Source organism: Streptomyces sp. NPDC044063, from assembly GCF_056434285.1.
This window is the reverse complement of sequence record NZ_JBWKFM010000007.1, coordinates 92,029-114,396: the sequence shown is the minus strand read 5'-3', so window position 1 is coordinate 114,396 and position 22,368 is coordinate 92,029. Positions and strand designations below refer to the sequence as shown.

Annotated in this window: 38 protein-coding genes; 9 read left to right on the top strand and 29 right to left on the bottom strand. The window is 67.4% G+C overall.

The features are described 5' to 3' along the window. The 4 genes from AC07BS_RS11770 to AC07BS_RS11755 all read right to left on the bottom strand — a co-directional run bounded on the left by AC07BS_RS11770 (position 1) and on the right by AC07BS_RS11755 (position 1,865). Complete coding sequence (locus AC07BS_RS11770) at positions 1–294, bottom strand: hypothetical protein (RefSeq protein WP_478931685.1); 294 nt, start codon at positions 292–294, stop codon at positions 1–3. Beyond that, positions 291–1,364 (bottom strand): DUF2637 domain-containing protein, encoded by a 1,074-nt coding sequence (locus AC07BS_RS11765; protein ID WP_478931683.1) that lies wholly within the window; start codon positions 1,362–1,364, stop codon positions 291–293. The genes AC07BS_RS11770 and AC07BS_RS11765 overlap by 4 nt, the downstream gene beginning before the upstream one ends. 67 nt (positions 1,365–1,431) lie before the next feature. Continuing rightward, positions 1,432–1,686, bottom strand: a complete 255-nt coding sequence (locus AC07BS_RS11760; RefSeq protein ID WP_478931681.1) for a hypothetical protein — start codon at positions 1,684–1,686, stop codon at positions 1,432–1,434. Next, the gene (locus AC07BS_RS11755) at positions 1,683–1,865 is read right to left on the bottom strand and encodes a hypothetical protein (protein WP_478931679.1); all 183 of its coding nucleotides are present in this window, start codon (positions 1,863–1,865) and stop codon (positions 1,683–1,685) included. Before AC07BS_RS11755 ends, AC07BS_RS11760 begins: the two co-directional genes overlap by 4 nt. A gap of 193 nt (positions 1,866–2,058) precedes the next feature. Here AC07BS_RS11755 and AC07BS_RS11750 point away from each other — a divergent pair, with 193 nt between their 5' ends. The 3 genes from AC07BS_RS11750 to AC07BS_RS11740 all read left to right on the top strand — a co-directional run bounded on the left by AC07BS_RS11750 (position 2,059) and on the right by AC07BS_RS11740 (position 3,802). After that, positions 2,059–2,364: a hypothetical protein gene (locus AC07BS_RS11750; protein WP_478931677.1), complete on the top strand. Its 306-nt coding sequence runs from the start codon at positions 2,059–2,061 to the stop codon at positions 2,362–2,364. 34 nt (positions 2,365–2,398) lie between these two features. After that, a complete protein-coding gene (locus AC07BS_RS11745; protein ID WP_478931675.1) occupies positions 2,399–2,896 on the top strand; it encodes a hypothetical protein in 498 nt (165 codons plus the stop codon). 468 nt (positions 2,897–3,364) lie between these two features. Continuing rightward, entirely contained in the window at positions 3,365–3,802 is a 438-nt protein-coding gene (locus tag AC07BS_RS11740; RefSeq protein WP_478931674.1) for a hypothetical protein, read from the top strand. Positions 3,803–3,818: 16 nt separating this feature from the next. Here AC07BS_RS11740 and AC07BS_RS11735 read toward each other — a convergent pair whose 3' ends face one another. Beyond that, positions 3,819–4,058 (bottom strand): hypothetical protein, encoded by a 240-nt coding sequence (locus tag AC07BS_RS11735; protein WP_478931672.1) that lies wholly within the window; start codon positions 4,056–4,058, stop codon positions 3,819–3,821. A 532-nt stretch (positions 4,059–4,590) separates the two neighbouring features. Between AC07BS_RS11735 and AC07BS_RS11730 the strand changes: the two genes are divergently transcribed. Continuing rightward, positions 4,591–6,018, top strand: a complete 1,428-nt coding sequence (locus AC07BS_RS11730; protein ID WP_478931670.1) for a NucA/NucB deoxyribonuclease domain-containing protein — start codon at positions 4,591–4,593, stop codon at positions 6,016–6,018. Between the two features lie 26 nt (positions 6,019–6,044). On the opposite strand, the gene AC07BS_RS11725 is transcribed toward AC07BS_RS11730, so the two are convergent. The 3 genes from AC07BS_RS11725 to AC07BS_RS11715 form a co-directional block, all read right to left on the bottom strand. After that, complete coding sequence (locus AC07BS_RS11725) at positions 6,045–6,518, bottom strand: hypothetical protein (protein ID WP_478931668.1); 474 nt, start codon at positions 6,516–6,518, stop codon at positions 6,045–6,047. A gap of 72 nt (positions 6,519–6,590) precedes the next feature. Then, positions 6,591–7,592 carry an IS481 family transposase gene (locus AC07BS_RS11720; protein ID WP_478931666.1) on the bottom strand — a complete coding sequence of 334 codons (1,002 nt, stop codon included), beginning with the start codon at positions 7,590–7,592 and terminating at the stop codon, positions 6,591–6,593. A gap of 5 nt (positions 7,593–7,597) precedes the next feature. After that, positions 7,598–8,413 (bottom strand): NAD(P)H-binding protein, encoded by an 816-nt coding sequence (locus AC07BS_RS11715; protein WP_478931664.1) that lies wholly within the window; start codon positions 8,411–8,413, stop codon positions 7,598–7,600. Between the two features lie 85 nt (positions 8,414–8,498). Here AC07BS_RS11715 and AC07BS_RS11710 point away from each other — a divergent pair, with 85 nt between their 5' ends. Continuing rightward, on the top strand, positions 8,499–8,921 hold the full coding sequence (locus AC07BS_RS11710) for a winged helix-turn-helix transcriptional regulator (protein WP_478931662.1): 423 nt from the start codon (positions 8,499–8,501) through the stop codon (positions 8,919–8,921). A gap of 380 nt (positions 8,922–9,301) precedes the next feature. Here the strand turns inward: AC07BS_RS11710 and AC07BS_RS11705 are convergent, their stop codons facing one another. The 11 genes from AC07BS_RS11705 to AC07BS_RS11655 form a co-directional block, all read right to left on the bottom strand. Beyond that, entirely contained in the window at positions 9,302–11,809 is a 2,508-nt protein-coding gene (locus AC07BS_RS11705; protein WP_478931660.1) for a helicase associated domain-containing protein, read from the bottom strand. Positions 11,810–11,865: 56 nt separating this feature from the next. After that, complete coding sequence (locus AC07BS_RS11700) at positions 11,866–12,516, bottom strand: hypothetical protein (RefSeq protein WP_478931658.1); 651 nt, start codon at positions 12,514–12,516, stop codon at positions 11,866–11,868. A 115-nt stretch (positions 12,517–12,631) separates the two neighbouring features. After that, complete coding sequence (locus tag AC07BS_RS11695; protein ID WP_478931656.1) at positions 12,632–13,087, bottom strand: Aca2/YdiL-like domain-containing protein; 456 nt, start codon at positions 13,085–13,087, stop codon at positions 12,632–12,634. A 99-nt stretch (positions 13,088–13,186) separates the two neighbouring features. Further along, on the bottom strand, positions 13,187–13,822 hold the full coding sequence (locus AC07BS_RS11690; RefSeq protein ID WP_478931654.1) for a hypothetical protein: 636 nt from the start codon (positions 13,820–13,822) through the stop codon (positions 13,187–13,189). Positions 13,823–13,870: 48 nt separating this feature from the next. Beyond that, entirely contained in the window at positions 13,871–14,299 is a 429-nt protein-coding gene (locus AC07BS_RS11685) for a hypothetical protein (protein WP_478931652.1), read from the bottom strand. Positions 14,300–14,478: 179 nt separating this feature from the next. Next, a complete protein-coding gene (locus tag AC07BS_RS11680) occupies positions 14,479–14,991 on the bottom strand; it encodes a hypothetical protein (RefSeq protein ID WP_478931650.1) in 513 nt (170 codons plus the stop codon). Between the two features lie 289 nt (positions 14,992–15,280). Further along, positions 15,281–15,481 (bottom strand): hypothetical protein, encoded by a 201-nt coding sequence (locus AC07BS_RS11675; RefSeq protein WP_478931648.1) that lies wholly within the window; start codon positions 15,479–15,481, stop codon positions 15,281–15,283. 13 nt (positions 15,482–15,494) lie between these two features. Next, a complete protein-coding gene (locus AC07BS_RS11670; protein WP_478931646.1) occupies positions 15,495–15,641 on the bottom strand; it encodes a hypothetical protein in 147 nt (48 codons plus the stop codon). Next, positions 15,638–16,126, bottom strand: coding sequence for a hypothetical protein (locus tag AC07BS_RS11665; protein WP_478931644.1), 489 nt, complete (start codon positions 16,124–16,126; stop codon positions 15,638–15,640). Before AC07BS_RS11665 ends, AC07BS_RS11670 begins: the two co-directional genes overlap by 4 nt. A 97-nt stretch (positions 16,127–16,223) precedes the next feature. Continuing rightward, positions 16,224–16,577 carry a hypothetical protein gene (locus AC07BS_RS11660; RefSeq protein ID WP_478931642.1) on the bottom strand — a complete coding sequence of 118 codons (354 nt, stop codon included), beginning with the start codon at positions 16,575–16,577 and terminating at the stop codon, positions 16,224–16,226. Between the two features lie 69 nt (positions 16,578–16,646). Beyond that, positions 16,647–17,024, bottom strand: a complete 378-nt coding sequence (locus tag AC07BS_RS11655) for a hypothetical protein (protein ID WP_478931640.1) — start codon at positions 17,022–17,024, stop codon at positions 16,647–16,649. A gap of 136 nt (positions 17,025–17,160) precedes the next feature. Between AC07BS_RS11655 and AC07BS_RS11650 the strand changes: the two genes are divergently transcribed. From AC07BS_RS11650 to AC07BS_RS11635, 4 genes are all read left to right on the top strand, one after another. Then, positions 17,161–17,388 carry a hypothetical protein gene (locus tag AC07BS_RS11650; RefSeq protein ID WP_478931638.1) on the top strand — a complete coding sequence of 76 codons (228 nt, stop codon included), beginning with the start codon at positions 17,161–17,163 and terminating at the stop codon, positions 17,386–17,388. A gap of 35 nt (positions 17,389–17,423) precedes the next feature. Then, entirely contained in the window at positions 17,424–17,732 is a 309-nt protein-coding gene (locus tag AC07BS_RS11645; RefSeq protein WP_478931636.1) for a hypothetical protein, read from the top strand. Positions 17,733–17,826: 94 nt separating this feature from the next. Continuing rightward, positions 17,827–18,177 carry a DUF6221 family protein gene (locus AC07BS_RS11640; RefSeq protein ID WP_478931634.1) on the top strand — a complete coding sequence of 117 codons (351 nt, stop codon included), beginning with the start codon at positions 17,827–17,829 and terminating at the stop codon, positions 18,175–18,177. 55 nt (positions 18,178–18,232) lie between these two features. Further along, positions 18,233–18,574: a hypothetical protein gene (locus AC07BS_RS11635; protein WP_478931632.1), complete on the top strand. Its 342-nt coding sequence runs from the start codon at positions 18,233–18,235 to the stop codon at positions 18,572–18,574. Between the two features lie 62 nt (positions 18,575–18,636). On the opposite strand, the gene AC07BS_RS11630 is transcribed toward AC07BS_RS11635, so the two are convergent. The 10 genes from AC07BS_RS11630 to AC07BS_RS11585 all read right to left on the bottom strand — a co-directional run bounded on the left by AC07BS_RS11630 (position 18,637) and on the right by AC07BS_RS11585 (position 22,359). Continuing rightward, positions 18,637–19,278, bottom strand: coding sequence for a hypothetical protein (locus tag AC07BS_RS11630; protein ID WP_478931630.1), 642 nt, complete (start codon positions 19,276–19,278; stop codon positions 18,637–18,639). Then, positions 19,275–19,523: a response regulator transcription factor gene (locus AC07BS_RS11625; protein ID WP_478931628.1), complete on the bottom strand. Its 249-nt coding sequence runs from the start codon at positions 19,521–19,523 to the stop codon at positions 19,275–19,277. The genes AC07BS_RS11630 and AC07BS_RS11625 overlap by 4 nt, the downstream gene beginning before the upstream one ends. Positions 19,524–19,561: 38 nt before the next feature. Beyond that, positions 19,562–20,131: a hypothetical protein gene (locus AC07BS_RS11620; RefSeq protein ID WP_478931626.1), complete on the bottom strand. Its 570-nt coding sequence runs from the start codon at positions 20,129–20,131 to the stop codon at positions 19,562–19,564. A 395-nt stretch (positions 20,132–20,526) separates the two neighbouring features. Then, positions 20,527–20,835 carry a hypothetical protein gene (locus AC07BS_RS11615; protein ID WP_478931624.1) on the bottom strand — a complete coding sequence of 103 codons (309 nt, stop codon included), beginning with the start codon at positions 20,833–20,835 and terminating at the stop codon, positions 20,527–20,529. Beyond that, on the bottom strand, positions 20,828–21,268 hold the full coding sequence (locus AC07BS_RS11610; RefSeq protein ID WP_478931622.1) for a hypothetical protein: 441 nt from the start codon (positions 21,266–21,268) through the stop codon (positions 20,828–20,830). Before AC07BS_RS11610 ends, AC07BS_RS11615 begins: the two co-directional genes overlap by 8 nt. Next, the gene (locus AC07BS_RS11605) at positions 21,265–21,447 is read right to left on the bottom strand and encodes a hypothetical protein (RefSeq protein WP_478931620.1); all 183 of its coding nucleotides are present in this window, start codon (positions 21,445–21,447) and stop codon (positions 21,265–21,267) included. The genes AC07BS_RS11610 and AC07BS_RS11605 overlap by 4 nt, the downstream gene beginning before the upstream one ends. Further along, positions 21,444–21,677 carry a hypothetical protein gene (locus AC07BS_RS11600; RefSeq protein WP_478931618.1) on the bottom strand — a complete coding sequence of 78 codons (234 nt, stop codon included), beginning with the start codon at positions 21,675–21,677 and terminating at the stop codon, positions 21,444–21,446. The genes AC07BS_RS11605 and AC07BS_RS11600 overlap by 4 nt, the downstream gene beginning before the upstream one ends. A 48-nt stretch (positions 21,678–21,725) precedes the next feature. Further along, on the bottom strand, positions 21,726–21,953 hold the full coding sequence (locus AC07BS_RS11595) for a hypothetical protein (RefSeq protein WP_478931616.1): 228 nt from the start codon (positions 21,951–21,953) through the stop codon (positions 21,726–21,728). After that, on the bottom strand, positions 21,950–22,123 hold the full coding sequence (locus tag AC07BS_RS11590; RefSeq protein ID WP_478931614.1) for a hypothetical protein: 174 nt from the start codon (positions 22,121–22,123) through the stop codon (positions 21,950–21,952). The genes AC07BS_RS11595 and AC07BS_RS11590 overlap by 4 nt, the downstream gene beginning before the upstream one ends. Further along, positions 22,120–22,359 carry a hypothetical protein gene (locus tag AC07BS_RS11585; protein WP_478931612.1) on the bottom strand — a complete coding sequence of 80 codons (240 nt, stop codon included), beginning with the start codon at positions 22,357–22,359 and terminating at the stop codon, positions 22,120–22,122. Before AC07BS_RS11585 ends, AC07BS_RS11590 begins: the two co-directional genes overlap by 4 nt. Positions 22,360–22,368 lie beyond the last annotated feature (9 nt).

Here is a 22,368-nt window from a genome sequence, read left to right as displayed (position 1 = left end):
CTACGACCGGCCGTAGCTCAGGCACAGCGCCACGACAGCGGCCGCGGCGGCGAGCAGGCGGATGGCCCAGTGGAATCGGCGGTCGACAGCGAAGTAGGCGCAGAAACCGCTGACGCAAATCAGCGCGCAGAACAACATGGTGTCCTCGAGGTGAGAGAGGGCGGCCACGGAGACGACCGTGACGGCGATGAGGGCAGGCAGGACGTGATGGCCGGGACCCCGGCGGCAGTAGGTGATGAGGCCGGCCGCAGCGAGCGCGGCCTGGAGGGGGCAGAGCCAGGCGAAGAGCGTCATGCGTAGCCGCCTCCGCCCTTGCCGACGCCGTCGATCTCCAGCTGGCGCGTTCGCTGCGCCACGCCCTGCGCAGCTCCGGTGCGGAGCTGCTCCGCTTTCCGCGCCCGCGACAGGACCGTGCGGACGTACGGCGTGTCGACCGGGATACGGGCGATGAGCTGAGCTCGGTGGGCGATGTCGCTGGCTTTCGCATCAGGGCCGAGGGCCGATGCGGCATCGAGGATCGCCTTGGTCTTTGAGACCGGCGGCAGGGCTCCGACCTGCGGCGCATCATGCTGCACGACATCCGCAGCGCGAGGCGTATCAGCTCGGTGCAGTGTGGCGGCGTGACGGGTCTCGCCGCGGAGGACGAGGGTGACCTGGACGGCGTCAACGATCACGCCGTAGTGGACGAGCAGCGCGGCGAGTTCGGCTGGCTTCAGATCGGGCTGCGATTCGTGTGCGATCTCGATGGCCTCAGCGGGGTCCATTGCCGAGAACCGCTCCCGCAGTCTCTCCGTCGCGGTGTAGGTGCGCTCCGGCCGAGGTTGCTCGGATTTCGGCAGAGTGCTGCTGGGACTGACGACGTGTGCCATCACGTGCCGCTTCGTTCGATCCCATGCCTGCTCTCGGGCGAACAGCCAGCCCCAGACGCCAAGGCGCGGCAAGGTGGCCGGCGTTTCGCCGTCCTCGGCCCGGAGGCGCGCGCGGGTGGCGGACCATGACAGGCCCGCGACAAGAAGAAGCGCGATGGTAGGGGCGGCGAAGAGGAGGAAGGCGCCGAGGCCTCCGTGGATCAGGTTGGCGTGGAAGCGGTTGAGGTAGACGGAGACGGCGGCCAGCCCGAGGGTGGCGCAGTGCGGGCCCAGAGCGGAGCGGCGCTCGCGGGTGGCTTGCCCGGCGAGGAAGAGGCAAGCCATAGCCGCGCCGTCAAAGACGGCGGCTGTACCGATAGCCAGGAAGTCGGGCACCTTGTAGTGGTCGGCGACCTTGTACAGGGACCAGCCGGTCATGCCGGCAGCTGCACCACCGATCAGGGCAAGACTGGCCCACCAGACGACGCGGACCGTGAAGCGTGGCTTGAAGTTCACCTGCTGCTCCTGGCGGAGGCGGGCCGGGCCCGCGGAAGAGGAAGGCGCGGGCCCGGCGGTCTGTGGGTCAGCGGTGCTGCGGGCAGGCCGTTCGGGGCCAGTCGCAGTCGGGGCAGTCCACCTGCTGGGCGCAGCGGCGGCAGGTGAACGCGGGCTCCTCGTGACGCAGGCACAGCTCGTCGGCGAAGACACCGGGTACGCCGCGGTACGTGGTGTGGAGGGCCTGGACGGCGAGAACGGCCGGGTCGAGACGTCCGCAGTCGTCATCGAACCGGGCCAGCGCCTGACCGCCCTGGTCGAAGACGGCCCAGATCACGGTCACCGGCCGGCGCGCTTGCTGCGGGCGATCCGCTGCCGGTCCACCTCGGCCTTTCGGGCGCCCTTCCCCTTCTCGTAGTCCGCCCGACAGCGCTTGGCGTCGGCCGGCTCGTTGAAGACGCTGCCCCCGGTGCTCTGCGCGCGGGCGTGCTCACCGCGGCTGTCGCCGTTAGAGTTCGGCATGGTCATTCCTCCTGGTTACGCAGGTGGGTGACTGGCCCCGGCCACACGGCGTTGCGAGCGCCGGCCGGGGCCGTTCTGTTGGTGCTGGTTCGAGAGTAGCTACTTCCTTGTTTTAAAACAAGGAAGTTGAGAGGATGGGGGCATGCCCAACTCCCCCCAGGGAGAGGAAGCGCACGCCAGAGGAGGGCCCGACATGGTCACGTTCCCGGAGATGCCTGATCGGCTGGAGCGGGCCAAGCTGGCGCGGCTCACCGTCCAGCGGATCCGGCAGCTTGCCGAGACAGACCCCGACTGGCCGGTTCCTTTGGACCAGGCGCCGAAGGTGGGCCGCATGCGGCTCTTCGACTGGCGCGTGCTGGAGCCGTACTTCCGCAACCGGAAGTCGCGACAGGGGCATCGCACGGACCTCAAGGGGCGTCGGGCTGCCCAGGCGAGGCGTGGCGACGGAGTGGCTCGCGATGCGGTGATCCAAGAGGAATCGGACCGCGATCGTCCCTAGACTGGGTCGGCCGCGATGGAAGGAATGATCACAAATGCGACCCGCACGCTTCCAGGAGTTCGCCGTCAAGACGCTCGCTCAGGCCCCGGACGTCCGGACTGTCGAGCCGTGGACCGAAGGCACGAAACGCCCCTTCGGCCTGAAGGTGGAGTTCACGACCGGTGCGCAGATCTGGGCCGGCATCACGTACAGCCGGGCCCCCGGTGAGCGTTTCGAGGACAAGGATGGCAACCCCGTCGCGGAGGCCCCCGTCGAGGGCGACGCGCCGGCCGAGGCGCCGTGGCCCGAGATCATCAAGGGCGGGAAGATCGATGTCCGCGAGGCCGAGCTGTACTTCGTAGCCGCGCTGCACAACTCGGGGTCCCTCGAGATCGCCAGCGCCTACGGCTACTCGGACGGGGAGGCGCCCAGTATGCACCCGGGCTTCGGCGTGAACTTCCACAACGGGTCGCGGATCTTCTGCATCTTCGAGCACGCCCTTCAGTCCGGACGCCAGCCTGGGCGGAGCTACGACCTGCCTGAGGCGGTCTAGCGAACGATCTCACGCTGGCCTCACCATCGGTGTGCAATGTGTGGCGTCCGATGAAGGAGGTCTGCGTGCGAGGTCAGCGGTTCGATCCGGGGCGGTGTGAGGGTACGTGCCCTGTGTGTGGGCAGATTGTGGGCGCCGAGCCGGGGTCGCCGGTGGCGATGCATCAGGGGCCTGATGACAGGTCCACGTGCGCCGGCAGCGGGCAGACGGCGCAGTAGGACAGCGTGAGCCCCCGCACTGGTCTCCAGCATGGGGGCTCACGTTCGAAGCCTGTTACGTGGACGGGGTGAACTCCATCGAGCACGCGCTGCGGCCTCATCAGAGGCGGTATGGTCCACGCGTGCTCGAGCGGGTCGTAAGCGCGGTCGCCTTGCAGCACTGACCGCCGTCCTTGTGCTGGCCGAGGGCTACCAAACCGGGCCAGGGCAAGAGGGCGGCGGTCGTTTCGCTTCTCGGGGTGAGGACGCTATGGCTTCGCTGGTTCGTATGACACGTGGAGAGCTGGAGGTGCAGCGTCAGCGGCTGCTCGACGAGTGCCGGCTGACCTACGACGAGCTCCGTGCCCGCGCCGCCGCGTGGTCTCTCAGCCCGGAGGAGCTTGACACCTGGTACGCCCTCAAGGGGATCGACTACCTCCTCGATGCGCCGGATGCCGAGGCACGCGCCCAGGAGACACCGACAAGTGCCTTGCCTGCCCCATCCTCTGCTGATCGTGGCATGGACGAGGTCGCACGCTTGTGGGCGCTGATCGAGGACCAGGACGAGCGGCAGCCGCTGATGACGCTCGGCGAGGCGCGGGCCGTGGTGGCGCTGCTGCAGGCCCTGGCCGCAGGTGGCGGCCCTGCGGCGGAGCTGACTGACGAGCTGGCCGCCCGGTTCGCCCGCCGGCTGCCTGCCGAGAGGTAGCCAGTGCGGTGATGCACTACGTCGGGCTAGCTGGCTGGATGGTTGTTGGTTCCGTGTCCCGGGCTTCCTCTTCTACGCCTGGGGAGATCTGGGCCGGTCGGATCAGGGCCAGCATGCGGTCCGGTCCGTATTGGGCTATGAACTCTTCTTCGGTCAGCGTGTGGATGCCAACGTCGGTGGTGACGGCAACGGCGAATCGATTGCCGTTAGCGAGAATGGCACTGCAGATCTCAATGCCCGGTTCGTTGCTTGTCATGGTGCCCCAGGTGTGCGGTGGGGTGTGGGTGACGACGATCCGCCTGCTGAGCGCTCAAGGTCAAGAGTCGTGCCGAGATCTGGCGTGTGGAAGCTGTCGACCTCCCCGGATGCGTTCGGGCAGGTCCGAGCGCAGGCCGGATGTGTCTCCGGGCCTGGTCGGATAGTGGTCCACCCGCCGTCGCCATCGGGCGGCCAACGGGTGACGGTCGGGGCGGAGACCCTCGGTACGGCCTACGGGGTCGTCGACGTCCTCCATAGGTGAGGGGTCCCACCTCTGGTGAGCGAGACGGGGCCCGACGTGTTTCCGCTAGTGAAGAAAATGGCACTGAAGTGGTCCACGGTGCGCGATATCGGCCATTCAGGACTCAGGAATGAGTCACGTGTTCGACGTCCGGTCGCGGGAGAGTCAACCCGACGGTTGAGTTGAGGCGCTGACGCGCGGGCTGCGCGCCAGAGGCAAACCCATTGAGAGGACCGACGTGGCAAGACCACACCCTGCTCGTACCCGCCGGAGGTTACGCTCGCTGGCCTTGGCGACTGCTGTCGCCTTCCTGGTGCCCACGGCATCATCGGCGACGGCAAACGATGCGGCAGACAGCGAGCTCGGCATAGAAACATTCATCCTTCCGGCTGGCGCCCCCATTCCCTCCCTGGAGGAACTCCAGTCGGAGCGCTCGTTCAGCGCCTTCAAGGAAAGCGCTCACAGCCTGCACGCCGAGAGCGAAGCCGCCACCGGGACGGTCGGGCCAGCCGCTACTTACGATCCGGGGGCAGCAGCAGACCCGGCACAGGAGGACGTCAACTCCTCGGAGTCGACGCCGGCAGACACGGCGGAAAATCCAGCCGATGACGTCTCCGAGGACTCTGATTTGGCGGCGGCCAGCGCCTCATATCCGGAGCCGTCGCACGAGATGACGTTCGACGAATGCAAGAAGGGGCTTGGGACTAAGAACAAGCTGTTCATCAAGTCTCGTTTCGCCGTCTGCACCGGCGCTTCGTTCATCCAGTTCTGGACACAGAACCGGAAGCCTGTAGGCGAGAGCGCATTCGACGTCCGTACGATCGGAACCATTGCCAAGGGCAGCAGAGAGATGAAGGCGCAGACCTACTTCTCCAACTTTGCCAAGACTGGCAGGAATGCCACCAACGGGCTGACCATCAAGCCGAGCATGGCGGTCCCCCAGAAGTGGCCAGCCGCTGCGAAGTACACCCAGGGCGGCAGTGTCCCCGGGGCTCGAAGCTTCGACGCGATCGCCCGGCAAGGAGCTTCCTCCTCCTTCACTCATTCAGTGACCTTCGCGTCAGGGCAGGGGGACCGGTCCAAAAAGGATGACCTCGTCTTTGCGGTCTACGAACCCCGGATCAGTATCACCCCTCCGCCTGGGTGGGGCATGTCCGGCGACATGGGCGGAAAACTCTTCTTCCTCGCCCCGCGGTGGGACACGGCCAAGTATGTGACCAAGAAGGGCGGCGCAGTTTTCAGTAACGTCGTCACGCTGCCGTACAGCTCGAAGCAGGGGGCTGCAGAGAAGGAAGTGGCTGAGCACATCCGAGACGCCTACAACAACACTCCTGATATTCGCCCGAAGAACGCGCATCGAGACATCCCTGGCCGGGACCCGAAGAAGCCGCTGCACCGGCTTTACCACGATGGGCAACGGCGCAAGGACAACCGGTCTGCGGCCATCAAAGTATGTGAGCAGAACTGGGGAAAGAACTACCCGGAGGATCCCCAGAATCCCAACCGCAAGCGGGAGTGTGACGAGTTCCCGTTCGCCACAACCTACGAGGGTTCCGCTCAGAAGCAGTATGACCAGTCAGCCCCTGCGGACAATTTCTCTGCAAGGCCCTTGACGAAGGCGGATAACGGAGCCGGTGGCACGATCCTGGCAGGCTTCCTGACGAAGAATCGCCTGATCGATGGCCCGGACGACGGGTTCCTGGTCTCGATCCAGTAGTCGCGCGGCGGGGAGGGGCGTTAGAGCTACTCCCCGCTATTGGGTGCTGGCCAGAATTGCGCCAGGTAGCGTTCCGTGCCTTGCGGGACTCCGTGCTGGGCGAGGCCGGCTACCTCCTCACGCCCGGCGCAAAACAGGCGCACTCTCCACAGGCGGTTGGGGATCCCTAGTTCCACGTAGTCCTCTTGTGCTCCCGCTACCGCACGGATCTCCAGTTCTCCGGACGGTGACCGGAACTCAGTCTCGCCTTGCACCTCCCACGCTGTCCTTCTGTCCTGGGGCGGGTTGGCGTCCCAGACTTCGACGGTCAAGGTGGCGGTGTGCGTGTGGCCGGCGCTCTCGATGTCGATCCGACCTTCGTAGGCGGAGAGGAACGGGCCACCCGGTTCACGCCCGTCGGGGTAAGGGTCGGGCACAGCTGAGTCGTCGGTGTCTTGCAGCCCGAATCCGTTGAAGTCGACGTCCACGTCAACTTCTTGTCGGCGCAACATGGTTGCCATGGCTACTCCACTATGAAGGCGGTGGGTTGCATCCCGGTGGGGTGGATCGTATCGATTGGTTGCCCATCGGCTCTAGATGTACGAGGTCAGGACGTTGGTTACGCCGTCTCGTAGTCGAGCCGCCGGGGGCTGGTTCCCGATGGAGGTGTGGGGCCGGTGGTAGTTGTAGTGGATGTTCCAGACGCCGAGAGCCTCGCGGCGTTGGTCTTCTGATGTCCAGGTGCGGGCGTACAGGAACTCCTCGGAGATGATCCGGTTGTAGCGCTCCACCTTCCCGTTGTGGCGCGGCGTGTAAGGCGTGATCCGCTGGTGACGCGAGCCGAGCAGCGCCCGTGGGAAGGCTTCGGCGCGGTAGCAGGCTCCGTTGTCGGTGACGATCCGCTCGATGCGGGTGATGCCGTGGGCCACGAACCATGCACGGGCGCGGTGCATGAACGCGATCGCAGTAACTGCTTTCTCGTTAGGCAACGCCTCGGTGTAGGCGAGTCGGGAGTAACCGTCGACCGCGGAGTGCAGGTAGACGTAGCCGCCCCGCTTCGTCCTCCTCTTGGAACGTTCGGCTGCCTTGGCCTGGTCTGTTCCTCGGCCGTGGACTCGCCAGCCGCCGCCGTCGGGGATGCGGCCGACCTTCTTCACGTCGATGTGGACCATGTGGCCGGGCCGCCGAGCGATGATCTTGCGTGGTTCGCGGTTTGAGGAGCCGTTCGGGTCGATGAACTTGCGGCGGTTCAGCCCGAGGGCGAGAAGGTGACGAGAGACCGTGCGACAGCTGACCTTGATGCCCTCGTCTCGGAGTTCGAAGGCGATCCGGGAGGCGGGCCACTTCTGCGTGCGACGTAGGTCCTCGATCCGTGCCACGGCGTCCGCAGAGACTGCTGTCGGTTGGCGGTGAGGGGCCGAGGAACGATCCAGGAGGCCGAGCTCCCCATCCTGGCGGTAGCGGTTGACCCACTTCGATGCGCACGCACGAGAGATGCCCATCTCAGCGGCCACATGCGCGATGGGACGGGTAAGGCAGCGTTCGACCAGCCGCCGACGACCTTCGAGGGACAGCGGCGCGTTGCGATGAACCATCCGCGTCAGCGTGCGCCGGGGCGCATCGCAGCCGCGGTGTCCACCGCAACGGCCAGCGCATCGGTGAGCGGTCGGTCGAGCAGTCCCACAAGGTCGGGGCTGGAGTTGCTGAGGAACCTATGGCGGACGCTGGTGGCGATCGAGGCGAGCATCGGCGGCTGGAACGGCAGCAGTGCGTCGTCCGCGAGGAGCCGGGCGCGGTACTCGCTGAGCCCGATCGCTCGGTGGGCGACGTCGAGACGTTCGGCGACGTCGCCGGCGGTGATCGGGTCGCCGACCAGGTCGTAGGTCTTGTCGACGTGCGCGGTCGGGTGGCTGGCAACGATGGCTGCGGCTGCGGCCAGGTCCGCCCGAGCCACCGCAGAGAGAGCGCCATCGCCAAAAGCTGACTCCAGGCCATCGGGTGTCCACGTCAACAGCGCTCCGAAGAGCTCGGCGTAGAGACCATTGCGCAAGATCGTCCACCCGAGACCGCTGGCCTTGACCAGGTCCTCAGTGGCGCGGTGGGCGAGCGCGAACCCGAGATGATCCCCGGCGCCGGTCAGGCTGGTGTAGATCACGTGCGCGACGCCGTCCCGGACCGCAGCGTCAAGAAGGGCCCGGTGACGAGCGATGACCTGGTCGTCCTCCGCATACCCGGCCGAGACCAAGACCAGCGTCGAGACACCGGCGAGGTCCAGGCTGGTGGAGTCGTCGAAGTCCAGTCGGCGCTGCCCGTCGGCGGGTGTTCGGCTGCCACCCAGAGCGGGCACCTTCCGGCCGGCCAACTCCTGGAGCGTGAGGGAGGCAAGCTGTCCGTTCGCGCCGGTCACCATGATCATTGCCGTTCAATCTCCTACCGTGGTTCTCTTCAGTAACTACGGCGATCCTGAACCGACCGCGGTCGGCCCACAAGGAGGCAGTTTCATGTCAGTGACGCACACCGATGTAACCGCTGGCCCCGCAGGGCTGGAACCGTGCGGGCAACCGGACCACCCCGACTGCGGAATCCGCGACGTTCTCGACCGCGTGGGCGACAAGTGGTCGGTCCTCGTGATCGTCGAGCTTGCGAACGGGGCGCGGCGCTTCCGGCAACTCCAGCGCGCCATCGATGGAATCTCCCAGCGGATGCTGACGCTGACCGTGCGCCGGCTGGAACGCGACGGGCTGGTAATTCGGACCGTCTACCCAACCGTGCCTGCCCAGGTCGACTACCGACTCACCGAGACCGGCGCAAGCCTGACCCACCTCGTCAAGGCACTGGCCGACTGGTCACTCGAGCACCGAGACACCATCGCCCAAGCCCGCCAGGCTTACGACGCGCAGCATCCCGACAACGAGATCCGATGACCATCGGCGTCAACAACGTCATGACCCGCAACATCTAGATCCACCTGGACCTACTGGATGTGGTGCTCGCGCGCCTCGTGGAGCTCGTCCTTCCTAGTCCTCCGGTACGGGCCTGGTGGTTGTGGCCCCGTGAGTCCCTCCAGCGCACCGCGGATGCGGTCCGGATCCGAGTCCGGACCGCACCATCTGGGTGACGCCTGCCTCGGCAGCAGCCTCCTCAACGCTCTTCCCCCTCGCGCAGCGCCATGAGTACGGTCTGCCGCTCGTCGAGTCGAAGGCCGCGGTACCGGTTGCTCTCTTCGTTGTGGGCGTGCCGGCATCGAAAGCAGCGTCCTCCCGTACGCCAGCCGGAGGGCGTGCCGCAGTGCTTCGTTGTGCACTCAGTCTTTCCCGCGAGGCGTTCCCTTACTCGCTCGTGTGGTTCCGCGGGTGGTCCAGGTGCCGGTTTCTTTGAAGTGTTCGATTTTGGAAGTCAGGTAGGAGGCGTGATAGCCCACGGCGGCGGCGATGCTCTTCCGTGTGACTCCCTGATCAACGAGACGAATGATGGCGGTGGCGAGTTCGGTTCCACTAAGGCCCTCGAGGATCTGGTGCTCGTCGGGGTGCAGGTCGCGCAAGGGGGCGATGCGCCAGACCATGCCGCGTTTGTCGAGTTCCTCCCGGCGCTGGGCGGGGAGGGGGTGGGAATTGGCCTTGGTGCCGTTGTAGAGATTGCGGTGGTAGGAGATGCGGGAGCCGAGGGCATATCCGTGGTCGTCGACGTACTTCTTTTCCACGGTTGCCAGGGTGCCGTGGGCCGCAATGTATCGGTCGCAGGCGGCCAGGAATTTCACCCAGGCCTTATCTGGCTCGAACTCCAGGCCAAGTTCCTCCAGCGAGAGGCGCTCGGCTGGGTCAAGGCGTCCTTCGGCTGCGAGCCTACGCAGGCGCTTGATGCGTTTGCCGAGGGTGTAGCCGGCGGGGGTGACGTAGGCGGCGGGGACGTTGAGGTGGCCGTGGTCGGCGGAGTACTGCTGGCAGGCGGTGAACAGCTGTTGCCAGCGCAGGTCGCGGGTATTCCAGACCATGCCGAGGTCGTCGAGGGCTTGCAGGACATAGTCGGGGGTGCGTTCGCGGTGGGTGCGGGTGGAGTTGATCTTGCTGCCCAGGGGGTAGCCGGAGGGTGAGGTGTAGGTCTGGGGGACGAGTGCGTGGCCGAACTGCTCGTGGAATGCCTTCAGTTCTTCCAGGAACCTGCGCCAGGGGAGGCCGGTGGTGTTCCAGATCATGTCGATCTTCTCGAGGGCGCCGACCCGGTCGGGGCGTAGCCACCCCTTGCGGTGGTGCTGGCGGGCATTTTGGATCCATCGCCCCAGATGGAAGCCGCCGTTGGTGGTGTGGTTGGAGGGGACCTGGAGGTCGCCGTGCTCGGTGTGATAGTCGCGGGCGTGGCCGTAGCCGGCCCACCAAGCGGAGGTGGTCTGGCGGACGGTGAGGGCGGTGAGCTGGTCCAGCATGCTGTCGCTGGTTCCGGGAGGCAGCTGGATGGTGATCCGTGCGGGCAGTTGAGGGTTGTCTGTGGAGTCGTGGCTGCGCTGGATGTCGAGCTCGATGCCCAGGGATTCGTCGTGAACGCGCAGGGCGCGCACAACTTGCCATAGGGTGCGGAACTCTCCCGGGTCTAGATCGCCGATGTCCTCGGTGGAGTCGGGGACGATGATGGGGACGATCACTGTGGCGGTCTTGTGGTCGCCGGAGCGGCGCAGGGCCCGGCCGACGGCTTGGACGATGTCGACCTGGGATTGCTTGGGGTGGGTGAAGAGCACGGCGTCGACGCTGGGTACGTCCACGCCCTCGGACAGGCACCGCACGTTGGCCAGCACGGTCCAGGCTCCCGGAGGTTCGCGCAGTGTGTGGAGGATCTCCTCGCGCTGGGTGTGGTTGTGGTCACCGGTGATCCGTTCGGTGTGCACGGATCCGGCAGGCTGCTGCTCGGCAGGGATTCGGCGAAGGGTGGAGGGCAGGGTGCGGGTGAACTCAGCTGCGGCGTCCAGTCGGGGGCAGAAGGCGATGACGCGGCGCAGCCCGTACCGGCGGGCGGCCTTGGCCAGGACGCTTTGGGCGGCCATCGTGCGCAGGTCCGCAGTACCGGGGGCATCGACGTAGTGGTGCTGGTCGTCCTGCAGGAGGCTGAGGATCTCCGGCTCGGTGACGCCGGCGATGACGACGCGGTAGTCGTCGAGGTGGCCCTCACTGATGGCCCGTGCCCATGGGTAGTTGTACAGGACGGGGCCGAAGACGTCCTGGTCGTCCATCGACAATGCGTTGCTGGTCTCCGCGCGGACGTCGTCGATCCGTGGAGTGGCCGTCATGAACAGCCGGCGCCGGGCCGGAAAGAAGCCGGCGTCCAGGATGCGTCGGGTAGTGAAGTCGGACCGGCCCGCAAGGTGATGCGCTTCGTCGTGCACGGCAAGGTCCGCCGTGATGTCCGTGCTGCGCAGCACCTCGGCCAGCAGGTGCGCGGAGAGGTAGGTGGCGACCACCAGCCGCCGGCCGCGGGCTGTGCCCAGCCATGCGTTGATCTCCTGCTCGTCCGTGGTGACGTGTGCGGGGATGTCGGACAGGTGGGCGGGGGCGTCGGTGACGGTGTCGTCGCTGCACACGGCCAGGACGGCGTCAACGCGTGAGGCGGCCCGCCACTCTTTGATCGTCTGGGCGATCAGGGCCAGCGATGGGGCGAGCACGACCAGCAGCCCATCGCCGGGCACCAAGCGGGAAGCCGCGGCAATGGAGATGAAGGTCTTTCCGGACCCGCAGGCTGCATGCAACTGGCCGCGGCCCCCGTCGGCCAGGCCGGAGCCGATCGCCTCCACAGCCTCGGCCTGGTAGGGACGCAGCTGGCGCACCATCGATACACCAGGCGCGTGGTTCTCCCCCGGGTGTGGCGCTGTGGCCTCGATGCTCCTCATCGGCGCACGCCCCTGGTGACATGGCGGGTCTTGGCCTTGGGCTTCTCCGCGTCGTACCACTGTGGCTGATAGCTGGGGTGGATATTGGAGTGGCCCAACTCTTCCGCGTGGTCCAGGCAGAACGCCGAGATCAGGTTAGGCGCACCCGGGCGGTTGGCGGCCAACCGCAGGGGGCCCCGGTTGCTCTTGAGGATCTGAGCCAACCAGCCATCCTCGGGCACGTCCAAGCGGGCCAGCAGCCTCTCCACGTCTGCAGCTCCGGCAAAGTCCTCGTCGGTCATCCACGTGATCACGTAGGCGGCCGCAGTCAAGGGCAGGACCCCCTTGGTCATGGAGATGTAGCGGCAGGCATTGAAGACGAATGCGTCCGTGCGCCGGCGCAGCTCCTTCATCTCCTTCAGCGCCGCGTCGCGTTCCTGGCGAGCGGTGGCCGCCTCCTCTGCCAAGTCGGCCACAGCCTGCCCAGCCAGATCGCTGGCCGTCCGGGCCGCTTCGAGCCTGAGCTGGCTAACCTCGCTCTTCAACCTGGCCGTCTCCTGGGCATGCTGAGACTTCAGGTCTGCGAGCTCCGCTCGCAGCTTCTCGACCTTCTTCTGCGCAGCGGATTCGCGGCGCTGAGAGGCCTTCGCGGCTTCCTTACCCCTCACGATTCTTGTCCCCCCTGAAGGAGGCGTGGCGGCGATCGACGATCGCCCCACGCGCATGAAGATGGGTATTCCGGGCGCGGCACGGCCACGGAGGCCGTGCGGTGGCGCGTTGTGCTCAGGCCTGCAGGACAGCGCCCACAGGCTGCGTGGCAGAACCCCGCTCCGGCCCTGGCGGCGCGTAGGCGATACGCACGGCAGGGACGTCCTGGGCGACGCGGGCCACGACCGCGCGATGCCATGAGGCGGGGAACGGGTCTTCCGGATGGGCGGTGTGGTACTCGTCGTCGTCCCGGTAGGTGATCAGCACCGGATCTGACATGTCCGCCAGCTTCTCGATGATCCCGCCAATGATTTCGACGGTACGCGTCTCGAGGTCCTCGATCTCCAGGCGCTTGTCGTCAGGGACGGCGTACCTCCCCTGCTCCCAGTGGCGGACAGTCCGGGGGGAGACGCCGAGGTGGTTGGCGAGCCAGTCACCGGTGAGGCCAAGGAATTCGCGGGCGACCTTGAGCTCGGCTGGGTTCATCGCTTCGCCAGCCGGGAGTTCTGACGTTCCGCTAGCGTGATTCATGGTCTGGGTTCCTTCCATGCCTTTCCGGCCCGTATTCCGGGCGGGCCGGGAAAAGGGCTCTCCCCTGCTCGTGGGGGGAGAGCCCGTCTGTGCCAGGAGTCAGTCCTGGTCGGCGTTGTCGCGAAGCTCACGGAGGTAGGCGCCCAGGCCGGAGCAGACCACGATGCCGCTCTCGCTGGTGTCGGCCAGATCCGCGAGGATCTCCGCTTCGATTTCGTTCAGCTGCTCGTCGGTGGTCTCGGGCGTGATGTCGTAGTCGGTGGCCTCGTTGCCGTTGGTGGCGCTGTCGATGTCGTACACGTCGATCAGGTCGTCCAGGGCGAAGCCCTGGGTGTCCTCGTCGATGTCGCCGTAGCCGAGGTGGAGGCCGAGCTTCTCCTCGATGGCGTCCTCTGCCTCACGGGCGTCGGGGCCGAGCGCGGCCTTGTGGTTGTTGCCGTCCCACACCATCTCCCAGTCGGCGAGGATGCGCTCGGCGAGCGGCAGGAGTTCCGTCATGGTGCGGTTGGCGGCCTCGGCGGTCAGGAGGGGGATGCGGTAGCGGCGCTCAAAGCCGTGGTGCACGGCGGCCGGGACCGCGTTGCCGACCTCGCTGTTGTAGTCGGCCAGCAGGGTGCTCTCGCGGAGGTCGAGTTCGATGTAGGCGGGCTGGGGCTCGGACTGGCCGTGGTAGTGCTGGTAGAGCTCGGTAGGGCTGGTGCAGGAGATGATGCGGACGGTGGCAGTGCGGGTCATGACTTCTCCTTGAGGTGTGTATAGGCGGAATAGACCGGCGTAGGCTGGTCAGTTCGCCGGGGTACTGGCCGTTGACGTGTTCAGCTGGATGGCAGGGGGCTTGGCTGCCCACTTGTGTGCGGCTACCCAGAGCAGCAGGAATCCGATGGTGAGAGCAGTGGAAACCCAGAGCGACGGTCCGGGGAGGGTTTCGGAGTAGCCGATGTGGCCGTGGCTGAAGTCGCTCACGCAGGTTGCTCCTAGCCCGCCAACCATTAGACAGTCAAGGGCGAAGGCGAGGTTTGCCCAACCGCGGTGGACATAGCCCACCGGTCGATCAGACAGGCTCGCGCTCCCCAGGCCTGTCCTGAAGAGGTCGTCGTAGGACTTGCCGAGGATCGCCCTGAGCACGCTCGCAATCAGGACACCGGTGAGCCACGAGATCCCGATGTACGTCAGGCTGCTTGCAGTCAATCGGACAGCCATGGCAAAGATCACGAGGGCCAGGCACCAGTGGGCGTGCCAGCAGTAGCGGTGGGGGCAGCGTGCCGTGGGCTTCCGGGGCTGGAGCATGCTAGGCCTTCGCATGAGATTTCTCCGGTGTAGGGGCCAGGCGGTGCAGGACGGTGAACAGCAGTGCGGCAACCGGGGCTTCCACTGTGCGAGGGCGCACCTTCTCAGAGGGCGGCGATGGCGGTGCGGATGCCGGCGACGATGTGGCCCCAGACCTCCTGCGGGGTGGCGACGCGGGACTCGCTGTAGCCGAGGCGGCAGTGCAGCTTGCCGGTGGCCGTGTCGAACCAGACCTTGTCGATCGAGCCGAGAAGCTTGGAGCCCTGCGAGTTGGAGATGTGCTCGCCCCGGTAGGAGGCGCTGGAGATGTTCCCGGTCCCGTAGTAGCTGAGGTCAAGGCCGGCGAAGCGGGCCCAGTCGTTGATGTAGACCCGGTCCATGCCGTTGCGCTGCCAGCGGTTGCCGCCGATCGCGGTCATCGTCTCGACGCTGAAGATGACCTTGGTGGCCTTGCGGGCGGTGCGCATGGCGGCGATGGCGATGCGGCGGGCCAGGGAGGTCGCGTCGATGGTCCAGCGGCCGGCGGCCTTGGTGGCGGCGATGACGCCGCGGCGGCACCAGGTGCGGATGGTGGCGATGGTGACGCGGGCTTCGGCGGCGGCGGTGCTGGTGTCCATGACCGGGTCCTTCCGGCGGGGCCTGGGGCTGTTCCCCTGGCCTCACACCATCAAGGTAACTTCCTAAATTAGGAAGCAGTAAGAGGAATGGCGAAGCTCACCCGATCGGATTAACTCGCCATGAACCAGAGACATTTGAGGCTGCCCGTGCCCCTTCGTTACGCATGGCCCAACACGCACAGGCTCAGCCTCCACTGCGACACCTCGACGACCGTAGCCCTGCCGACGGATGCCGCGCGGAGGATTCCGGATGCGGTCCGGATCTGTGTCCGGACCGCATCCGTCGAGGTCAGTCCTCGTCGATGTACGCGCTGAGCCTGCGCGGACTGACCGTCTCCTGGACGCCCCAGGAATAGCGGACGAAGACAGCGCCGTCCCAGTCCTCGTCCGGGGGTGTGATGCTCAGGACGGTCACGGGGATGTTGTTGTCCACCCAGGCAGTGCCCTCGATCGGGATTTCCTGGCCGTCATTGCCGATCAGCTTGGACATGGTGTCTCGCTCTCTAGAAGGGCGGTTCGGTGGAGTAGCCGCCGACGGGCCAGGGCTCCGACGGCCTGGCGGTCTCGGCCGCCTCGTCGTAGTAGTCGTCCCACTCGGGGTCTTGATCGTCCGGACGGTGGTTGTCGCTGAAGTCGTCGATGTCGGTCACTCGTCTCCTCGTTCCTTGCCGTGATCGTCGGCGATCTGGTGAGCGGCAGAGAGCTCCGCGTCGAGGCGCGCCGAGGCTGCCTGCAGCTTCCCCTTGGTGGTCCGCAGGGCGCTGCGCGTGCGCCTCAGTGCTGCTGCTTGCTCGGCTTCCAATGTGGTCAGGCGCTCGACCTGGCGGGTCAGGTGTTTGACGCGCTCGTTCGCGATGGTGGCCGCGGGACGCTGTGGGGCCCGCTGCTGGGGGCGCAGCCTGGGGGTGTTGAGCCGATTGCGGGCGAATTCGATGAATTCGTCCCTCGCCACGTGCTTGGTGCGCCTGCCGGCCAGGCCGGATACGAGCACAATGCGGGGAAAGTCCGGGTGGCGGTTTGCCCAGTTCGAGACCGCGCTTCTGGTGACGCCGACGAGCGCTGCCGCGGCGGAGAGGTGGATGAGCTCGTCTTCACGGCCCTGGTATTCGGGCCGGAGCCAGGTGATCGGCTCCATGGTGGTCCTTCCGGTGGTGGGCGGCCGGGACGCCCGGCGGCCGGTTGGCTGCCGGGCGGGTAGGGCCCGGCGGCAGATGGCCGCCAGGCGCAGAGGCTCAGGCCAGCAGGGCCGCGAGCGAGGAGATCGCCTGGATCACGGGCAGGTCCAAGCCGCCGTCGCCGAGGGCCCGGTCGGTGAACACCGTGACCTCGCCGACGTCCGGCAGGGTCGCGGTGACGGTGATGCGGTGGAACAGCGGCAGGTTGGTGCTGAGTACGGCCTGGGCGGTGACGGTGCCGCCGACGCGGTTGTAGACGTCCTGGAGTTCGCGGATGGAGTACACGAGGACGCGGGTGGTGGTCTCGCCTTCCTCGGCGCGTGGTTCGCCGTAACCGGGCAGGCCGAGGGCGGTGCGGACGGCGGCCGCGGTGGGCGCGAGGGTGGCCTGGAGGTCGTGGAGCTTGATCACTGGTTCTCCCGATGCCGTGCTGGGTGATTTGAGGGGCCCGGCGGGTGGGGCCGCCGGGCGGAGCGGTTGTCAGGCGGCGAGCTGGAGGTCCACCGCGGTGAGGTGGCGGGTGGCCTTGTACGTGCCGAGGGCGACGATCAGGGCGCGGTCGGTGGGGGTGTAGACGTGGACGTGGATCCAGCGGCCGGTGGTGCGGTGCTGCGCCCAGACGCGGATGGCGTTGGCGCCGGCGTTGAGGGCGCGGTAGGCCTTGGCGACGTGGCGGCCGTACCAGGAGCGCTGTCCGTCGGGGAGGTCGGCGCCGAGGCGGTCGAGGAGGTCGCCAGTGCGGATGAGGCGGCCGGTGTCGACGAGGTGGGCGACGAGGCCGGAGAGGGTGCGGTAGGCGAGTGCGCGGGTGGCGGTGCGGGCGGCGGTGATCGTGCGGCGGATGGTGGTGAGCTTCATCGAGTCCCCCTCTGGCGTTCCGTCTTTTGTAGCTACAACAGTAGGGGGTTGTAGCTACACGACAAGGGTCTTTTGTAGCTACGACACGATCGGGTGAATGTTGCGAGTCGTAGCTACAGGCCGCTACCGTTCACGCATGCTTGACGAGACCGGCGCCAGCTACGACAAGCCGCGCCAGATGCGCGTGCCGCAATCCGAGTGGGGGCCCTTTGAGGCTGCCGCCAAGGCCATGCACCCCACCGGTCGCAGCCCCCGGGCCGCCGTTGTCCGCGAGTTCATCCGCTGGTACATGCGTCGCCCCGGAGCGAAGCTGCCTGAGCGTCCGCCGGCTGGCCCGTGGTCCAAGCCTCCGGCCGACGAGTAACCACGACGCCCACATGGTTCTTAAGGAGAGATGACGTGAGTGACGCGACTGAGGCTGACCTGCCCCAGGAGATCGAGAACATCATCGCCAAGAGCAAGGAGTTCATCGAGAATCGGAGTTACAGCGAGACGCGGCAGACGCTGTCGTTCATGTACGAGCACAATGGCGAGGAGGTCGACCTCGAGATGTTCCAGGGCCCCCTCCCCGTACCGATGGTGGGGCAGCATGTCGTCCTCCACAACTCCCAGACTCCTCTCGTCGTCGACCGGGTGCAGACGCACTACGGGATTGCTGGTCGCCAGCAGCACGCGAGCGTGATGGTGTACGTACGGCTGCCGCGATGACCACCGATTTGGTGGCGTTCATTCGCGCCCGCCTCGACGAGGACGAGTAGATAGCGCGAGCAGCACAGCCGGCCCGTGGATCCGCCGCGACCACGTGGCCGGTGTCCACGCCAACGACGCGACCGACGGCCGACCGTACGGATCAGCGGTGGCCGACTGCCGCCGCGTGCCGGACGGGTACGGCGTACCCAACGCCGAGCACATCACCCGGCACCAGCCGGCTCGCGTGCTTGCTGACGTCGACGCCAGGCGCCGAATCCTGGCATTGCACGGAGAGGAGCTCGGCGGGTGCACTGTCTGCGCCGAGCCGGATTCCTCCGAGGAGGACGCGGAAGGCAACTGGGAGACATTCCGCTGGGCAGAGCCGGCGCCGTGCGCGACGCTGCGCCTGCTGGCCCTGCCGTATGCCGATCATCCGGACTACCGCGAGGAGTGGCGGCCGTAGTGGTGCGCCGTAGAGACTGGACTGCCAGCACCGCACGAACGATAGGGAGTTGCCAGTGAACTCGGTCGAATACCTTCGCGAGCGCGTCGCTGATGATTTGGCCACTGCCCAGGGCGGGCGTGAGCGGGCTGAAGCAGAGTTCAAGGCAGCGGTCCTCGACGTGCTTGACAAGATGAGGTGCCTGACGCCGGAACCGCGATCTGCAGGGACCGACTTGGTGGAAGCGATGCTTGCGCTGTATGCCGAGTACTTCACCACCGAGGACAGTGATCTATACCACTCCGTGGTGCACTGCCCCCGGTTCCGAGAGCGCTATCGAGGCCCGATCGTGCGCTTGAACCGAGAGCAACTCGCACGTGGAGACAAGCAGGCCTGCCGCTGCGTCACGGCTGCGTAACCGGGGACCCATGGCTGGCCGACGGTGCCTGTGTCATAACGGGCGCCGCCGGCCGGGCCGACTCACCGCTGGTTCAGGGGAGGCAGCAGGTACACGTGTGTGCGGATGCACTGCGCGCGCGGATCGTCGGCGGTCACGTGCTCGACGTCGTGGAAAAGGCTGGCATCGCGCGGGTGGACGTGACAGGACATCTGTACGCCATCGGCGTTAAGGTACAGGAGCTGCCATCCGGGTTCCTCGACGTCGGCAGCTGGCGTGATGACCGATGGGTGGAGACGGGCGAGCCACGCGAGGAGGTGAGCTCGCTCGCGGTATACGGCGTCGCGCTCGGTCTCAGCGGCGGTGAGTTGCTGGCGGAGCCGTTGCTCGTACTGGTCGGCGTCTGTTGCGTGTCGCCTGCGGGTGCGCTCGGCTGACACGGCGGCGTCGGCCCAGCGTTGGCTGTCGTGGCGCAGCTGCTCCATCTCGTGATCGCGTATGGCGAGGAGGGTGTCGACGATGGCTGTGACGGTGCCGTCGATGTGGGTGTGTCCGCCGGCGGTACCGGACCAGGTGATGGGGTGGGCGGCGTAGCAGGCCCGTTCATCGAGCCCGCAGTCGCCATCGCATTGGTGGGCGGCGGCGGCCAGGGCGTCCATGTACTGCTGACGGAGGCTGTCCGTCGATGTCCGGATGCTGCCCGGACTCGTGTCCTTGCTGGTCATGCGGCGTTCCGATCGGTGTAGGTGTCCAGGAGTCCGCGGCGGAATCCGATCGACACAGCGTGGGTCTTGCCGCGGGCGCCGAGCTTGCGGTTGATGCGGAGCAGGTGGCTCTTGATCGTGTTTTCGGACAGGACCAGGCGCGCGGCGATCGAGGCGATGGTGTGGCCGTGGCTGACGGCCTCGAGGATCTCGATCTCGCGGTCGGTCAGGGGGTCGCCGGGGCGCGGGCGGGTCGGGGTGGGCATGGTCGTCCTCCGGTGGGTGAGCGTGGCTTCGTGGCGGGTTACGGGGTCTCGGGATGCGGAAGGGGTGTGCGGGCGCCGCCCTCGAGCTGGCGCCTGAGCACGTGGTTGGCGGCTTCGAGCTCGGCCAGGCGCAGCTGCTGTTGGGCGAGGGTGGTGCGCAGGGCGTCCAGGGCGCGGTCATGGACGTCCATGACCGAGTCCGTGATGGCCTCAACACGGGTGCGGGCGGGTGACCAGGTGTGGGCGCGGATGGCCGAGGAGTACTCCTGGCGGAGGGTGTCCGGATCGGCGAGGCGGGTGTCCGGACTGGTCCGGACCCTGTCCTGGGCCTGCTCGGCGGCGCGGTGGTGCGCGGTGACGTGGTGCTCGTAGGCGGCGCGGGCGGCCTCGGTGGTGGGGTAGCCGATGTCGTGGCCGCCGGCGCAGTCGGGGCCGCCGAGGCAGCGCCATCCGTGCCAGGTGCTGCCCGTGGAGAAGACCGCGGCGTCCGCGTCCTCCGGGTGACGCTCGCAGCCAGGGCGGCTCTGGTCCTCGAGGGCGGCGGGCGGGAGGCTCTGCAGGGCGCTTATGTGGCGCACGAGTCGTGATGCGGGTGACTGCTCGGTCATGACGTCCTCCTTCGAGGTGTGGCTGGCTGTGCGCCTCGCTGGCGCCTGGGAGGTTGGAGTGACTCCCGGCCGTCCAGGGCGGGTTAGGCCGTCAGAGAGGCGTCTGGGGTGCTTCTCGGGGCTGCTGCGCCCGACGCGTGAGTCGACGGAGTGCGCGGCGGGTGGCCCGATTGGGTGCTGGGTCCGGGGTGTCGTCGTCCACGACCTGCTCGACGCGGACGACGACGGACTCCCAGGTACGCCCCGGGGCGCGCGTGTGCTCGCCCCGGGGGTTGCTCGATATGCCGTTCACCGCCTGCCGTCCGTTCTGCGACAGCACTGGCCCGCTACGGCCAGGGCGACGATCGACAGGGCGTTGAAGGCGCCGGCCACGAGGGAGACGCGCTCGAAGGCTGTCATCGGCCGGCCCCGCGGTCTTCGACGGCCTCCTGCTGGGTGAGATCGCGCACCTTGAGCGTGATGGGCGGTGGGGGCGGGTCGTTGCGGTGACGCCAGACGTTGATCACGTGCCGGGGGTCGAGGACGAAGTCGACACCGATCTGGATCGCGAACACGCCCTGTGCGAGCCACCAAGCCGGCCGTCGGTATGGGTTCGGGCAGCCGATCTGGCGCCAGGCCCACGCGTAGCTGTGGGTGTAAGGCTGGACACGGCCGAGGGTGTAGCCGGCGGCGAGACTGATGGCGGCGATGAGTAGCTCAGGCATGCCCGGCCTCCGGCTCCACAATGTCCGTGGTGGTGCGCCGCACGAGCCGGTATCGAGCACCGGCGTCCTGTGTCCGCAGCTTGGCAAGGCGAGCGAACGCCGAAGCACGATCGTCGCTGCCGTCGACGGCGCCCCAGCCGGTGGAGAAGCGCTGCTGTACGAGCCATGCGGTGTGGCTCCAGAGGTCCTCGGCGAGGTCGTCGGCGCAGTGACGAGCGCGACTGGCCTCCTCCCCGAGCAGTTGCTGGGCGATCGCGAGTGCCCACGGGTTGACGACCCCTTCGTCGTCGCCGTCGGCGAGGTCGTCGAGGAGATCGGCGAGGGCCTGGCCGGCCTCGGGGTCGATGGCAACCGTCAGCCCGGGTGGATGGAACGGGTTGCGGAGCTGGAAGGCGGCGGCGCGTAGTACGGCGGCCGGTGCAGTGTCGGTCATCGCGAGGTCTCCGGGTGGGCGCTGAGCCAAGTGCGATAGGCATCGATGGCCAGGCGTGCCTCGGCCTCGCGAGGGCAGTGCTCGGGGATGCCGTAGGGGCAGTGCGGCTCAAGGGCGAAGTGCACGGCGCGGACCGGGTCGTGCAGACCGAACGGCCACGAGGTGGGGCTGGTGGTCACTGGTCGGCCTCCAGGACGTAGCCGTTCTGCCGGGGCTTGCCGTACTGGGTGGTGGCGGTGGCGTGGAGCTGGGTGACGAGGAGCCAGCGGCGCCGCTTCCCCGTGGCCGCGTCGACGACGAGAGCGTGAGCGTGGCCGGGCGTGTACTGGACGATGCGGATACGACGGCCCTCGGCGTGGGGGTGGCACGCGACGTAAATCTGGTCGGTGCGGATGCGGGTGTCGGTCATCGGGGTCCCTTCGTGGGGCCCGGCCGCGGACGGCGGCCGGGCGAATGGTCAGAGGTGGGCGATGACGAAGGCCGCGGACGAGTCGGAGGCATGGCCCTGCTCGGCGGCCCACTCGGCGATGTCGAGAGGCCAACGCTTGTCGAAGTAGTCGATGACCACGTCGGCGCCGTCCTGGCGGACGGTGTTGCTGGGGCCTGCGCCGAAGTAGTCGGCGTGCTCTTCGACGACCGCGGCTGCGGCGTCGGGGGTGAGGCAGGAGAGGCGGATCTCGGTCATCGGGTGGTCCTCTCGGTTCGGCGGGCGAGCATGCGGGCCTTGATCTGCTCCTCGGTCGGCGGGGTCCACTGGTGCCAGCCCACCGGGGGCTTCCACCGCTGGAAGTGCTCGCGGGCGTCGAGGTCGCAGTGGCGGCAGGCGTTCGGCGGCGGAGTGGTCGTATCGGTCACCGACTTCCCTCCGTGCGGGTGAGGGCGTGCTCGATGCTGGCGATGGCGGCCGTGACCTGGGCATGGAGCGGGGAGTACATGACCGTGGTCGAGCAGTGGAGGGCCGCGTTCATCTCGGCGTGCGCGGCCAGGTGCGTCTGGACAGTGACGAAGGTGAGCCGGGCTTTCTCCAGCTCGCGGCGGAGGTCGGTGACGGTCGGGTCGGTCTCAGTGACGGTGACGGTCTCGTCGGTCATCGGCGGTTC